General features: G+C 60.7%; 13 protein-coding genes. 9 read left to right on the plus strand and 4 right to left on the minus strand.

Going from position 1 to position 14,038, the window contains the following annotated elements:
• The first annotated feature begins 18 nt into the window (after positions 1 to 18).
• Positions 19 to 1,476, plus strand: a complete 1,458-nt coding sequence (locus tag N2601_RS25430) for an NAD-dependent succinate-semialdehyde dehydrogenase (RefSeq protein WP_260304136.1) — start codon at positions 19 to 21, stop codon at positions 1,474 to 1,476.
• A gap of 93 nt (positions 1,477 to 1,569) precedes the next feature.
• On the opposite strand, the gene N2601_RS25435 is transcribed toward N2601_RS25430, so the two are convergent.
• Positions 1,570 to 2,163: a TetR/AcrR family transcriptional regulator gene (locus tag N2601_RS25435; protein WP_260304137.1), complete on the minus strand. Its 594-nt coding sequence runs from the start codon at positions 2,161 to 2,163 to the stop codon at positions 1,570 to 1,572.
• Between the two features lie 159 nt (positions 2,164 to 2,322).
• Here N2601_RS25435 and N2601_RS25440 point away from each other — a divergent pair, with 159 nt between their 5' ends.
• The gene (locus N2601_RS25440; protein ID WP_260304138.1) at positions 2,323 to 2,721 is read left to right on the plus strand and encodes a RidA family protein; all 399 of its coding nucleotides are present in this window, start codon (positions 2,323 to 2,325) and stop codon (positions 2,719 to 2,721) included.
• Between the two features lie 12 nt (positions 2,722 to 2,733).
• On the opposite strand, the gene N2601_RS25445 is transcribed toward N2601_RS25440, so the two are convergent.
• Both N2601_RS25445 and N2601_RS25450 read right to left on the minus strand, forming a co-directional pair.
• A complete protein-coding gene (locus tag N2601_RS25445; RefSeq protein WP_260304139.1) occupies positions 2,734 to 4,011 on the minus strand; it encodes an NAD(P)/FAD-dependent oxidoreductase in 1,278 nt (425 codons plus the stop codon).
• 12 nt (positions 4,012 to 4,023) lie between these two features.
• A complete protein-coding gene (locus N2601_RS25450; protein ID WP_260304140.1) occupies positions 4,024 to 4,692 on the minus strand; it encodes a haloacid dehalogenase type II in 669 nt (222 codons plus the stop codon).
• A 325-nt stretch (positions 4,693 to 5,017) separates the two neighbouring features.
• On the opposite strand from N2601_RS25450, the gene N2601_RS25455 reads away from it, so the two are divergent.
• The 7 genes from N2601_RS25455 (at position 5,018) to N2601_RS25485 (ending at position 13,470) form a co-directional block, all read left to right on the plus strand.
• Positions 5,018 to 5,857, plus strand: coding sequence for a GNAT family N-acetyltransferase (locus tag N2601_RS25455; RefSeq protein WP_260304141.1), 840 nt, complete (start codon positions 5,018 to 5,020; stop codon positions 5,855 to 5,857).
• 11 nt (positions 5,858 to 5,868) lie between these two features.
• A complete protein-coding gene (locus N2601_RS25460) occupies positions 5,869 to 7,242 on the plus strand; it encodes an aspartate aminotransferase family protein (RefSeq protein ID WP_260304142.1) in 1,374 nt (457 codons plus the stop codon).
• A gap of 273 nt (positions 7,243 to 7,515) precedes the next feature.
• Positions 7,516 to 8,232, plus strand: a complete 717-nt coding sequence (locus tag N2601_RS25465) for an HAD-IA family hydrolase (RefSeq protein WP_260304143.1) — start codon at positions 7,516 to 7,518, stop codon at positions 8,230 to 8,232.
• 74 nt (positions 8,233 to 8,306) lie between these two features.
• Positions 8,307 to 9,917, plus strand: coding sequence for an ABC transporter substrate-binding protein (locus tag N2601_RS25470; RefSeq protein ID WP_104827171.1), 1,611 nt, complete (start codon positions 8,307 to 8,309; stop codon positions 9,915 to 9,917).
• Positions 9,918 to 10,013: 96 nt separating this feature from the next.
• A complete protein-coding gene (locus N2601_RS25475; protein WP_104827172.1) occupies positions 10,014 to 10,964 on the plus strand; it encodes an ABC transporter permease in 951 nt (316 codons plus the stop codon).
• A 2-nt stretch (positions 10,965 to 10,966) separates the two neighbouring features.
• On the plus strand, positions 10,967 to 11,809 hold the full coding sequence (locus N2601_RS25480; protein ID WP_260304144.1) for an ABC transporter permease: 843 nt from the start codon (positions 10,967 to 10,969) through the stop codon (positions 11,807 to 11,809).
• On the plus strand, positions 11,809 to 13,470 hold the full coding sequence (locus N2601_RS25485; RefSeq protein WP_260304145.1) for an ABC transporter ATP-binding protein: 1,662 nt from the start codon (positions 11,809 to 11,811) through the stop codon (positions 13,468 to 13,470). Before N2601_RS25480 ends, N2601_RS25485 begins: the two co-directional genes overlap by 1 nt.
• 35 nt (positions 13,471 to 13,505) lie before the next feature.
• Here the strand turns inward: N2601_RS25485 and N2601_RS25490 are convergent, their stop codons facing one another.
• Positions 13,506 to 13,982 (minus strand): Lrp/AsnC family transcriptional regulator, encoded by a 477-nt coding sequence (locus tag N2601_RS25490; protein WP_028752029.1) that lies wholly within the window; start codon positions 13,980 to 13,982, stop codon positions 13,506 to 13,508.
• Positions 13,983 to 14,038: the final 56 nt, after the last annotated feature.

The raw sequence follows: 14,038 nt of genomic DNA on the forward strand, positions 1-14,038 counted from the left end.
GACAAGGAAACAACAACAATGATCGACCTCAAGGACCGGAGCCTATTGCGCCAACAGGGCCTGATCGATGGACTCTGGCGCAATGCCGCCTCCGGCAAGACCGTCGACGTCATCGATCCGGCCACGCAGACAGTAATGGGCACGGTTCCCGACATGGATGGGACGGAGACGCGCGCTGCGATCGAAGCCGCCAGCGCCGCCTTCCCGGCCTGGCGGGCGAAGACCCATGCCGAGCGGGCACAACTGCTGGAAGCTTGGCATGATCTGATGATCGAACATTGCGACGATCTCGGCCTGATCCTGACGACAGAGCAGGGCAAGCCCCTGACTGAGGCACGTGGAGAAATCCGCTACGGTGCCTCCTTCGTCAAATGGTTCGCCGAGGAAGCGCGCCGGATCGGCGGCACGACCATACCCTCGCCGACCCGCGACCGACGCATCGTGGTCCTCAAGGAACCGGTCGGCGTCTGCGGCATCATCACGCCCTGGAACTTCCCCAATGCGATGATCACCCGCAAGGTGGCCCCGGCGCTCGCCGCCGGCTGTACGGTCGTCATCAAGCCATCCGACCTGACGCCTTATTCAGCTCTGGCGCTTGGTGTTCTGGCCGAACGCGCCGGCATCCCTTCGGGCGTCATCAACATCGTCACTGGCCTGCCGACCGAGATTGGCAACGAGCTGATGCGCAATGAAGCGGTCCGCAAGATCTCGTTCACCGGCTCGACCCGCGTCGGCGCACTGCTGATGCGCGGCGCCGCCGACAGCATCAAGCGGCTCAGCCTCGAACTCGGCGGCAACGCGCCCTTCATTGTCTTCGACGATGCCGACCTCGACCTTGCCGTCGAAGGCGCTATCGCCTCCAAATTCCGCAATGGCGGCCAGACCTGCGTCTGCTCCAACCGCATCCTTGTGCAGGACAAGGTCTACGACGCCTTTGCCGAAAAACTGGCCGCCCGCGTTTCCGCCATGAAGGTCGGCCCTGGCACGCAAGCGGGCGTCGACATCGGTCCGATGATCAATGCCGCCGCCATCGAGAAGATCGAGCGCCACGTTGCCGATGCCGTCGAGAAAGGCGCGACGATCGTTGCAAAGGCTTCGAGCCTTCCGGAAGGCCGGCAATATGCAGCCCCCATCGTCCTGTCGGGTGCTACCACCGACATGCTGCTTGCCAGTGAGGAGACCTTCGGACCGGTCGCCCCGCTCTTCCGTTTCAAGACCGACGAGGAGGCGATCGCCATCGCCAACGGCACGCCCTTCGGGCTTGCGGCTTATTTTTATACCGGAAGCCTCAAGCGCTCCTGGGCCGTCGGCGAAGCGCTGGAATTCGGCATGGTCGGGCTGAACACCGGCGCGATCTCAACCGAAGTCGCCCCCTTCGGCGGCGTCAAGCAATCCGGCCTCGGCCGCGAGGGCTCGCAAGTCGGCATCGAGGAATATCTCGAGTTGAAGACCTTCCACATCGGCGGGCTTGGCTGAGCCTGCCAAAGGCAACAAAAAGGGCGCGCCAAAAGGGGCGCCCTACCGACATGCTGCAGAGACATTCTGACAGCTTTCCTGCCCAGCGGGAATTCACTCGGGCTTCACGAGAAGGCCAGCAGCCAAAGCACGGAAGGTCTCGATAGCCTTTGGCAGCACATGCTTCGGATCGTCGCTGGCTGCGACCCAAAGAGCAGCGTTGAGCGCGGCGCCGCTAAGAAGCCGAGCGGCTGCTTCGGCGTCGAGCGGCTTGAAAATCTCTTTGGCGATAAGACGCTCTACCGTCCGCTTGGTTTCCTGAAAGCAACTGCTCTGGCTGGGCCATTTTGATGGATCACCCAACACGGCAGGTCCGTCGAGCAGAACGATGCGTTGAACTTCCGGAACCAGCGCCATCTCGATATAGGCGGCGCCTTCGGCAAGCAGGCCTTTCCAATCGTCTCCCACTCGCGCGCCGATCTCTTGGGCCTGCGATGCCATCTCCGAGTCGATCTGATCGACAACTGCCGCGAGAAGCCCGCGCTTGTCTCCGAAATTATGATAGAGCGCCCCACGCGTCAGGCCGACCTCGGCCGTCAGCTCGTCCATTGATGCAGCCGAATACCCTTTTTCAGCAAAGGCTTTTCGCGCCGCCGCGATCAGTTTGGCACGGTTCTCCTCCATCGTATCGATACGTCGTTTCGCCATCCTGCCCTCAAATTTCATATACGATGCGTATGTGGACTTGACATACGGCGCGTATGCCAGTTATTTCACATACGCATCGTATATGAGATGAGGCGGCGTGTGAAGCAGAATGCATCCTGCTCATCCGCTGTCGCCAACGATAACGAAGAAAGATCGAGAATGACCAAACGTGAGGCAATTTTTCCCGCCAACAGACATGCCCTTTACGAGGAACATGGCTATTCGGCCGCCATTCGCTCCGGTGACCTTCTGTTCGTGTCCGGGCAAGTCGGCAGCCGTGCCGACGGGACGCCGGAACCTGATTTCGGGCATCAGGTCCGTTTGGCTTTCGAAAACCTCAAGGCAACGCTGGACGCCGCGGGGTGCACGTTCGATGATATAGTGGACATAACGACGTTCCACACAGACCCGGAAAACCAGTTCGCAACAATCATGGCCGTCAAGCAGGAGATCTTCAGCGGTCCGCCCTATCCGAACTGGACGGCCGTCGGCGTGAACTGGCTTGCCGGCTTCGACTTCGAGATCAAGGTCATTGCCCGCATCCCTTCGAAGGCGTGATACTTGATCCGACTATTGGAACCGATCGAGCGTCTTGTAATACATGCCGACCAGCGGCAGGAACCAGGGCTTGCCGAAATGCCCCGGCACCGCCGGCCACTCGAGGCCTTTGACGGGATTGCGATCGGCTTTGCCCAGGATGGCATCGGCAATCATCATGCCCATATGCGTCGCCATCTGTGCGCCATGGCCGGAATAGCCCATCGCGTACCAAAGCCCGTCCACATAGCCCGCGCGCGGGAAACGGTCCTTGGTCATGTCGACAAGACCGCCCCAGCAATAGTCGATCTCGATCTTGGCAAGGTGCGGGAAGATTTCCGCGAGGCTGGCGCGTAGGATCTCGCCGCTCTTGGCGTCGGATTGCTGATCCGACGTCGCGGAAAACCGCGCCCGGCCGCCGAATATGAGGCGATTGTCCGGCGAGAGCCGGAAATAATTGCCGATGTTGAGCGAAGTCACGCAAGTGCGGTTGCCGGGCATGGTCGCGGCGACCTCCGGCTTGGTCAGCGGACGCGTGGCAATGATGAAACTGCCGACAGCAACGATGCGACGGCGGAAATAGCTGAAGATGCCGGGCGTATAAGCGCCCGTTGCCAGGAAGACATTATCTGCCGAGAGTTTGCCGCGCGTGGTCGTCAGTTCATGCCGGCTGCCGTTGACCTTCCTGTCGGTGACGGCGGCATTCTCGAAGATTACCGCGCCGCTACGCACTGCGGCTTCTGCAAGACCGACCGCATAACGCCCCATATGCATCATCGCGCTCTTCTTGGAGAGCATCGCGCCATGGAACGACGTCGACCCAATTTCTGTCTTGAGATCGTTTGCGGTCAGCAGCGCCGTATCGGGGTCGATTTCGCGATGGACCGCCTCGAAGTTCCGGGCAATGCTGTCGAAATGCGCTGGCTTGGAGGCAAGCTTCAGCTTGCCCGCACGACGGAAATTGCAGTCGATGCCCTCCTCGGCAACGATCCGCTCGACAGTGTCGACGGCATCGTCGAAGGCGCGATAAAGCGCCTTCGCCCGCTCGACGCCGAGTTCCTCCTTCGCCGCGATGAAACTATGGGCGATGCCGTTGTTGAGATGACCGCCATTTCGGCCGGACGCGCCGGAGCCGACCGTGCCCGCCTCCAGCACGACCACTTTGGCGCCGGCCTTGGCGAGCTGAAGCGCCGCCCCTAGTCCGGTAAAGCCGCCGCCGATGACCGCGACGTCATAATGACCTTCGAGCGGAGCCGTACTCTGCTTTGCGAAACGCGGGGCTGTGTCGTGCCAATAGGACTTGAATTGCATGGCGGCCTCCCGTCAGAGCCCGACGACGCCGGGCAGACCGGAAATATCCTTGATCTCGGTATATTCATAATATGGATTGGCGGGCTCGTGACCCCGATTAACCCAAACCTTGTGCTTGATACCGAGATCATAGGCCGACATCAGATCGTAGCGGAACGATGAGGAGCAGTGCAGGATGTCTTCCGGATTGCAGCCGAGCATATCGAACATATATTCGAACGCCTTGAAGCGCGGCTTGTAGGCGTTGGCCTGCTGCGCCGTGAAGACGGCATGGAACGGCGCACCGAGCTTTTCGACATTGTACATGATCTGCTCGTTCATCGCGTTCGACAGGATGACCAGCGGGATTTCCTTGGCGACCTTCGCAAGCCCCGCCGGCACGTCCGGATGCGGCCCCCAACTCGGCACGGTTTCGTAGATGGAGCGAGCGTCTTCGGCGCGGAAGGTCACGCCGTTCTTGCGGCAGGTCCGCTCGACGGCATTGTGGAGCACTTCATTATAGGGTTTCCAGTCTCCCAGAATCTCGTCCAGCCGGTAGGCCGCGAAATTCTTGATGAACTGCGCCATACGCGGCTGGTCGAGCTCGCCGCCGTAGATCTTCTGAGCAGCCTCGGCCATCTGGAAATTCGTCAAAGTGCCGTAGCAGTCGAAGGTGATGTATTTCGGCCGGAACTTCGTCATGTCTTGGATCCTTGCAGAATGCCGCGCAGGCGCTGATGAATGAGAACATCATAGGCAGCCTTCTTCCATCGGTTCACCGCATTTAGGCCGTCGCGAAGCAGAAAGTTTTGTATCGCCGCTCCGCTTTGGCAGAGAGTTGCGCGTCGTCATAAGCGCGTTGCCGCCGAAATCCGCAATCGCAGCCCGCAACGCCAACCGCCCCGGCATAAGATGCGGCGGGTGTGCCGACGGACGGTGGAAGATACCGCTGCCGCCCTTTCGTCGGGACGATCTTCTTTCGCTACGGGTCTATCAAAAAGAAAAGCAACGACGGGAGAAAAAGCCTGTGCAGGCAACCGGGATCGATCTTCGCCCCCTCGACCACTCTCACCTTCAATCGGCTCTGACACTGTCCCGTCAGGCAGGCTGGCCCCACCGGCTGGAAGAGTGGCAGATGCTGCTGGAGCTTAGCCGCGGCCTTGTGGCTGTCGAGAACGACCGGGTCGTCGCCACGATCTTCGTCACTCCCTATGGCGATGACGTCGCAACGATCAACATGGTGATCGTCGACGAATCGATGCGCGGGCGTGGCATCGGCCGCCGGATCATGCAGGCGGCCCTCGATATCGTTGGTGATCGTGAGTGCCGGCTCGTGGCGACTGCCGACGGTCTACCTCTTTATGAAAGTCTAGGGTTCAAGAAGACCGGCGAGATCGTTCAGCAGCAAGGCCCGCTGCTCGCGTGCATTGCGCCGCCGACGGTGGATTGGGCGACAGCCGCCGATATCGAGCAGATCGTCACCCTCGATCGCATCGCTTTCGGAGCGGATCGCGGGCCACTCATCCAAGCCCTGGTCCAGGCCGGCCGTCTGGCGGTTCTACGCGAAGCCGACGCGCTGCGCGGTTACGCGGCCTTGCGGTCCTTCGGCCGTGGCGAACTCTGCGGCCCGGTCGTTGCCGGAACCACTGGTGAGGCCCAGGACCTTCTGAGCTTTCTGTTCGCGGCCCGGTCAGGCGCATTCATGCGTGTCGATACCGGGGCCGAGACTGGCCTTGCTCCCTTCCTCCTCGAACATGGCCTTGCCCATGTCGGCGGCGGCATCACCATGCATCGTGCACCTTCGTCTACCCCGTCATCCGTTCCCAGCGTTCACACATTTGCCCTGGCCAGCCAAGCCTTGGGCTGAAGAGAGACATCATGCTGAGCAATTCCCTTATCGAACTCGATCGCGCCCACCTCGTTCACCCCGTCGCCTCCTATCGCGGTCACGAACAGGCCGGAGTCCGGGTGTTGAAATCCGCCAAGGGTGCTACCGTCACCGATGCATCGGGCCATCAAATGATCGACGGCTTTGCCGGTCTCTGGTGCGTCAATGCCGGCTATGGCCATGACAGTATCGTGGAGGCAGCCGCCCGGCAGATGCGGGAACTGCCTTATGCCACCGGCTATTTCAGCCTCGGCTCGGAACCGGCCATTCGGCTCGCCGCCGAATTGGCTGACCGCGCTCCCGGCGACCTCAACCATGTCTACTTTACGCTCGGCGGTTCCGACGCCGTCGACAGCACGGTTCGCTTCATCCGCTATTATTATCACGCGCTCGGCAAGCCCACGAAGGATCAGTTCATCTCGCTCGAACAGGGTTATCACGGCTCGTCCACCGTCGGCGCCGGCCTGACGGCGCTTCCGGTCTTCCATGCTGGTTTCGGCATGCCGCTCGACTGGCAGCACAAGATTCCCACCCATTATGCCTATCGCAATCCCGTCGGCACCGATCCGCAGGCGATCATCGCCTCTTCGGTCGCTGCACTGCGCGCCAAGGTCGAGGAGCTGGGCGCCGAGCGTGTGGCGGCCTTCTACGCCGAGCCAATTCAGGGTTCCGGCGGCGTGCTGGTTCCGCCGACCGGCTGGATGAAGGCAATGCGCGACCTATGCAGCGAACTCGACATTCTGTTCGTTGCCGACGAGGTGATCACCGGCTTTGGCCGTACCGGCCCACTGTTTGCCTGTGCTGAAGACGGCATCGTCCCTGATTTGATGACGACAGCGAAAGGGCTGACGTCCGGCTACGTGCCGATGGGGGCCGTCTTCCTGTCGGAGAAGGTCTATGGCACGATTGCCGACGGCGCCGGCGCCTCCGCGATTGGCCATGGTTATACCTATTCCGCGCACCCCGTCAGCGCCGCCGTTGGCCTCGAAGTGTTGCGCCTTTACGAGAACGGCCTGTTGGAAAACGGCGTCAAGGCTGGCGCGCGTCTGATGGCCGGCCTTCGCGATCTCCGTTCCCATCCGCTGGTCGGCGACGTGCGCGGGCGCGGCATGCTTGCTGCCGTCGAACTGGTGGTCGACAAGGAGCGCAAGACGCCCTTGCCTGCGGCTGCCGAGCCCGCGCGGCGGATCTTCGATCGCGCCTGGAACAATGGGCTTGTCATCCGCGCCTTCGGCAACGGTGTTCTCGGCTATGCGCCGCCGCTCTGCTGCACCGATGGGGAGATCGATGCGATCATCGAACGTACGCGCAGGACTCTGGACCAGACACTGGAAGATCCCGATGTACGGGCGGTGCTTGCCTGAGCGCAAAACGGGGCCTTGGCGGCATCGGCGAAATACCGCTTTGCCCTCATATTCGCAATTTTGTGCCGCCACAGCTCTCCCATTCAGAGAATCCGGCGAGCCTTTACTGCGAAACTGAACTGACTAAAGGCGCTCAATGCCCGAAAAACCGGGATTTTCGGCAGATACGAGAAAATCTTCGGTGGGAACAGGACAGCATTTTCTTCTGCATTCAGCCGGCGATCGGAATTGGGTGCACTCAATCAAGAACTGACATTTGGCGAGGGCAGACACTTGGCAAAGAGCCTAGCGGATTTCAAATACTTCACCTTTGACGTCGTCGGAACCCTGATCGACTTCGAAGGCGGTATCAAGGATTGCCTCGCCGGGATTGCCGAGGAAGCGGGCGTCTCGATCGATGGCGAGGAAGCGCTCGCCCTCTATCGCGCCGCGCGCTATTCCGGAGATGCCGGGCTGTTTCCCGATGATCTGGTTCGCGTCTATCTGGTCATCGCCCCGACATTAGGTTTGCCGTCCGAACAAAGATACGGCGAACGCCTGCGTGATTCCGCCAAGAGCTGGAAAGGCTTTCCGGACAGTGCCCAGGCTCTGCAACGCCTTTCGCAGCGCTATCGGCTGATCGCCATGACGAATGCCCGCCGCTGGGCGTTCGAACACTTTTCCAGGGAACTCGGCAATCCGTTTTATGCCGCATTCACCGCCGACGATACGGGCACGGAAAAGCCAGATCCGGCTTTCTTCGAGCAGGTCTTCGCCTTCGTCGCCAAGGAAGGCGGCTCAAAGGACGACATTCTGCACGTCGCGCAAAGCCAGTATCATGACATCGGCATTTCGCGGCGGCTCGGCATGACCAATTGCTGGATCGAGCGACGCCATGCCCAGAAGGGCTATGGGGGCACGATCGAACCCAAGGAATTCACCAGGCCCGATTTCCATTTCACCTCCATGGCAGGACTTGCCGACGCAGTGGAGGCAATCAGGGCCGCTTGAGCGACTATCCGGTATCGACCTCGCGGAAAAAGACGAGGCGCGCCAATCAAACCTTAACAACAAGGGGAACGCAGATGAACGACAAGATCACGAATTGGACCAGCGCAGACGATGCCATGGTCGAAAATGCCATTCGCCGCGGCGCCACCCGCCGCGATCTCCTGCAGATGCTGCTTGCAGGCGGCATCGCTGCCGCAGCCGGCGGCGCAATCTTTGGGCGGGCCTCGGCGGCTTTCGCCGCAACCCCCGTCTCGGGCGGCTCGCTCAAGGCAGCCGGCTGGTCGTCGTCGACGGCCGACACGCTCGATCCGGCCAAGGCGTCGCTCTCGACGGACTATGTCCGCTGTTGCGCCTTCTACAACCGCCTGTCCTTCCTCGACAAGGACGGCGTCACGCAGATGGAACTCGCCGAAAGCATTGAAAGCTCCGACGCCAAAGTGTGGACCGTCAAGCTTCGCAAGGGCGTAACCTTCCACGACGGCAAGACCCTTTCGTCCGCCGACGTCGTCTATTCGCTGAAACGCCATCTCGATCCGGCTGTTGGCTCGAAGGTCAATGCAATCGCCAAGCAGATGACCGGCATCAAGGCTGTCGACCCGCAGACCGTTGAGATTACCCTCGCCAATCCGAACGCCGATCTTCCGACCATCCTTGCCATGCATCACTTCATGATCATTGCCGATGGCACGACGGATTTCAGTAAAGCTAACGGAACCGGCGCATTCGTCTGCGAAAGATTCGAACCCGGCGTACGGTCCGTCGCCGTCAAGAACAAGAACTATTGGAAGTCAGGTGGCGCGCACCTGGACTCCTTCGAGTTCTTCGCCATCGAGGACGATTCCGCGCGCGTTAATGCGCTGCTTTCGGGCGATATCCAGCTCGCCGCATCCATCAACCCGCGCTCCATGCGGCTTCTGGACAGCCAGAAGGGCGTGACGCTCTCGAAAACCACATCCGGCAACTATACGGACCTCAACATGCGCCTGGATATGAACCCAGGCAGCAGCAAGGACTTCGTGACCGGCGTCAAATATCTCCTGAACCGGGAAGTCATTCAGAAGTCGGCGCTGCGCGGACTTGCCGAGATCGGCAACGACCAGCCGGTGCCGCCTTCCAACATCTACCACAATGCCGATCTGAAGCCGAAGGCCTACGATCCGGAGAAGGCCAAGTTCCACTTCCAGAAGTCGGGTCTGCTCGGCCAGTCCATTCCCGTCGTCGCCTCCGACGCTGCAACCTCCTCCGTCGACATGGCGATGGTTCTGCAGCAGGCCGGCGCCGAGATCGGCATGAAGTTCGACGTCCAGCGCGTACCCTCTGACGGATACTGGTCGAACTACTGGCTGAAAGCGCCGATGCATTTCGGCAATATCAACCCGCGTCCGACGCCGGACATCCTCTTTTCGCTGCTCTATTCCTCCCAGGCTCCGTGGAACGAAAGCCAGTACAAGTCGGAGAAATTCGACAGCATGCTGGTGGAAGCGCGCGGTCTGCTCGATCAGGCCAAGCGCAAGGCGATCTACGGTGACATGCAGGCAATGATCGCGGAAGAGGCCGGCACCGCCATTCCGGCCTATATTTCCAACGTTGACGCGATCTCCTCGAAGCTGCATGGCCTGGAGGCCAATCCGCTCGGTGGCATGATGGGTTATGCCTTCGCGGAATATGTCTGGCTCGACGCCTGATCCTCGCCTTTGTACCCGACCAGTGGTGCCACGGCACCGCTTGTCGGGTACAGTGCCGTATAATCGGCACATCCGTTCTCGCGATGGGGATCTGTCATGAACCGCCACGTTCTTTCTCTCGTGCTCGGCCGTGTGATCGTAGCCGTGATCACGCTGCTCATCGTGTCGTTCACGGTGTTTGCGGCAACGGAAATGCTGCCCGGCGACGTGGCGCAGATCCTCCTTGGTCAAGCCGCAACACCGGAAGCGGTCGCGGGTCTGCGCGCCGCGATGCATCTCAACGATCCGGCGATCTTGCGTTTCATTCGCTGGCTTGCCGGCCTTGCCACCGGCAATCTCGGCATTTCCTACGCCAACAACATGCCGATCGCCGATCTGATCGGCGCCCGGCTCGGAAACTCGCTGAAGCTTGCCGCAGCCACCACCCTGTTTTCCGTGCCGATCGCGCTGACCCTTGGCATTACCGCGGCCATGCTGCGCGGCTCCCTCTATGACCGCATCGTGACGGTGGTCTCGATCGGCGTGATTTCCGTGCCCGAATTCATGGTCGCGACATCCGCTGTGCTGATCTTTGCCGTCTATCTCAAATGGCTGCCGGCGCTCGCCTTCGCCAATGAGATCCACTCCTTTTCCCAAATGCTGCGTGTCTTCGCGATGCCGGTCATCACACTGAGCTTCGTGATATCGGCGCAGATGATCCGCATGACCCGGGCAGCCGTCATCGAGACGCTGAATACGCCCTACGTGGAAATGGCACTCCTGAAGGGCGCCTCGCGCCCGCGCATGGTCCTGAAACACGCATTGCCGAACGCGCTCGGCCCGATCGTCAATGCAGTGGCACTTTCGCTGTCCTACCTGCTTGGCGGCGTCATCATCGTCGAAACGATCTTCAATTATCCCGGCATAGCCAAGCTGATGGTGGATGCCGTCGCCACCCGGGATCTGCCGCTCATTCAGACCTGTGCCATGATTTTCTGCCTCGTCTATCTGCTTTTGATCACCATCGCCGACATCATCGCCATCATGTCCAATCCGAGGCTGCGCTGACCATGGCTCTTACCGCACTCACCCCTCGCCGGTTCGGCTTTCGATTTAACATCGTCGGCATGCTCGGCCTTGCGGTCATCCTGGCCTGGGCGCTGGTCGCCATCTTCGCGCCGCTGCTGATCCCCTACCCGATCGGCGACATCGTTGATTTCGATTATTTCGGGCCCATGTCTGCCAAATTCTGGCTCGGCACCGATTATCTCGGCCGTGATATTTTCTCCCGCATTCTCATGGGTGCGCGCTACACTGTCGGCATCTCGCTTGCCGCCGTCTGCATTGCCTGCTTCGTCGGCGTCGCGCTCGGCATGATCGCAGCGGTGATCGGCGGCTGGTTCGATAGCGTGCTCAGCCGCTTTCTCGATGCGCTGAACTCCATCCCGAGCAAGCTCTTCGGCCTTGTGGTCGTCGCCGGCGTCGGCTCGTCGATCCCGGTCCTGATCATGACGCTCGCCGTCATCTACACGCCGGGCGCCTATCGCTTCTCGCGGGCGCTTTCGGTCAATATCAACACCATGGATTTCATCACGGTCGCCCGCGCCCGCGGCGAAGGGGCGCTCTATCTCATTCGCTCCGAAATCCTGCCCAATATCCTTGGGCCGGTCATGGCCGATCTCGGCCTGCGCTTCGTCTTCATCGTGCTGCTTCTGTCCGGGCTCTCCTTCCTCGGCCTCGGCGTGCAGCCGCCAAACGCGGATTGGGGGGCGCTGGTGCGCGAAAACATCGGCGGCCTGCCCTTTGGCGCCCCCGCGGTCATGTTCCCGAGCATCGCGATCGCTAGCCTGACGATCAGCGTTAACCTGCTGATTGACAACCTTCCCCAGAAGATCCGAGACCGGAGCAATTAATGGCCAAGCTCGTCGACATTCGCGACCTAAAGGTCGAGGCCAAGACGGATGCCGGCCGCCAGGTCGATATCATCCGCGGCGTCAGCTTCGACATCCAAGAAGGGGAAATCGTTGCCCTCATAGGCGAAAGCGGCTCCGGCAAGACGACGATCGCGCTGACCCTGATGGGCTACACGCGGCAGGGCTGCCGGATCAGCGGCGGCCAGGTCCTGCTCGCCGGCAAGGACATGGCAAGCCTGCCCGAAAAAGCCAGGGCTCGCATCCGCGGAACCGAAGTCGCCTATATCCCGCAAAGTGCCGCGGCAGCCTTCAATCCGGCGCAGACGATCATGGAGCAGGTGATCGAGATCACCCGCATCCACAATCTGATGCCGGCCGAAGAGGCAAGGACGCGCGCCGTCGAACTCTTCAAGGCGCTGAGCCTGCCGAACCCGGAGACGATCGGTGCGCGCTACCCGCATCAGGTTTCGGGAGGCCAGTTGCAGCGCCTTTCAGCCGCGATGGCGCTGATCGGCAATCCGAAACTCATGATTTTCGACGAGCCGACGACGGCACTCGACGTGACGACGCAGATCGAGGTTCTCCGAGCTTTCAAATCGGTGATGAAAAAGGGCGGCATCGCCGGGGTCTACGTGTCTCACGACCTCGCTGTCGTGGCGCAGGTCGCCGACCGGATCGTCGTTCTGAAGGGTGGCGAAGTTCAGGAAATCGGCGAGACCGAGCAGATCCTCTCCGCACCCGCTCATCCCTATACGCGCCAGTTGCTGGGGGCCTTCGAACCCAAGCTCTATGCCTCCCCTGTGTCGACAGAGCCGGAAAAGATACCCGCCCTGCTGGAGGTGACCAACGTCGTGGCGGGTTATGGTCCTATCCAACCGAACGGTCTGCCGGCAGCGACGGCTCTCAAATCCGTGAGCCTCAGACTCGAAGCCGGCCGCAATCTCGGCGTCATCGGCGAATCCGGCTGCGGAAAATCGACGCTTGCCCGCGCCATAGCCGGCATCCTGCCGCCGGTTTCCGGAAATATCACCTTCAACGGAAAACAGCTTGCCGCCGATGCCCGGCACCGGAAGCGCGAAGAGCTGCAAAAGCTGCAGATCGTCTTTCAATTTGCCGATACGGCGCTCAATCCTGCCAAGTCGATCGGTGAAATACTCGGGCGCCCGCTTACCTTCTATCACAATCTCGGCCGCAGCGAGCGCGAGGCCCGCATCGACCAGCTCCTCGACATGGTCCACCTGCCAAAAGCCCTCAAGCATCGGCGCCCGCCGGAACTGTCCGGCGGCCAAAAGCAGCGCATCAACCTTGCGCGGGCACTTGCGGCCGAGCCGAAGCTCATCCTATGCGACGAGATCACATCAGCCCTCGACACGGTCGTTGCCGCTGCAATCCTCGACCTCCTCAAGGAATTGCAACGCGAACTCGGGCTCTCCTACATCTTCATCAGTCACGATCTGTCGACGGTGCAAGCGATCTGCGACGAGATTGCGGTGATGTATGCAGGCGAGAAGATCGAGCAACTCGCATCCGCCGATCTAGCAGGCGGCGCCAAGCACCCCTATTCCAAGCTGCTCTTCTCCTCCGTGCCGAAGCTCGACACTGGCTGGCTGGATAGCCTGGAAGAAAATCCCGAGCTGGCGCACGCCTTTGCAAAACGCTGAGGTGCGGTTCGGCACATCGACCGCCGAGAGATGGCTCAAACCGGAAACAGGCTGGTGAGCGGCATATGCGCTTTGACAATCGGCGATTTCAGCACGACGAAGCTGAAATATTTGTCGATGCCGATTTCCATGTCGATCAGGCGTTCCATGGTCGTCTGGTATTCGGCAATCCCGGCGGTCACGAACTTCACCAGATAGTCATAGCCTCCGGAAACGAGATGGCATTCCACCACAGAATCCACCTTCTCGACCGCCGCAAGAAAGCGCGCGAAATCGATCTGGCGATGATTCTTGAGGGTGACCTCAGTGAACACCGTGAGCGTCTGCCCGAGCTTGGCGATGTTGATCTGCGCCGAATAGCCGACGATATAGCCCTCCGCCTGCAGTTTCTTGACCCTCATTAGGCAGGGGCTCGGCGAGAGGTTGACGAGTTCGGCAAGTTCCACATTGGTGATACGGCCGTTTTTCTGCAATTCGTAGAGGATCTTGATATCGATCCGGTCGAGTTTCATCGGCGCGCTCCAATTTCGCGGCGGCAGGTGCCGCCTGGCGGAATAATCTTTTGTCA

Origin of the sequence: Rhizobium sp. CB3060 (assembly GCF_025200735.1) — a bacterium.
GTDB lineage: Bacteria > Pseudomonadota > Alphaproteobacteria > Rhizobiales > Rhizobiaceae > Rhizobium.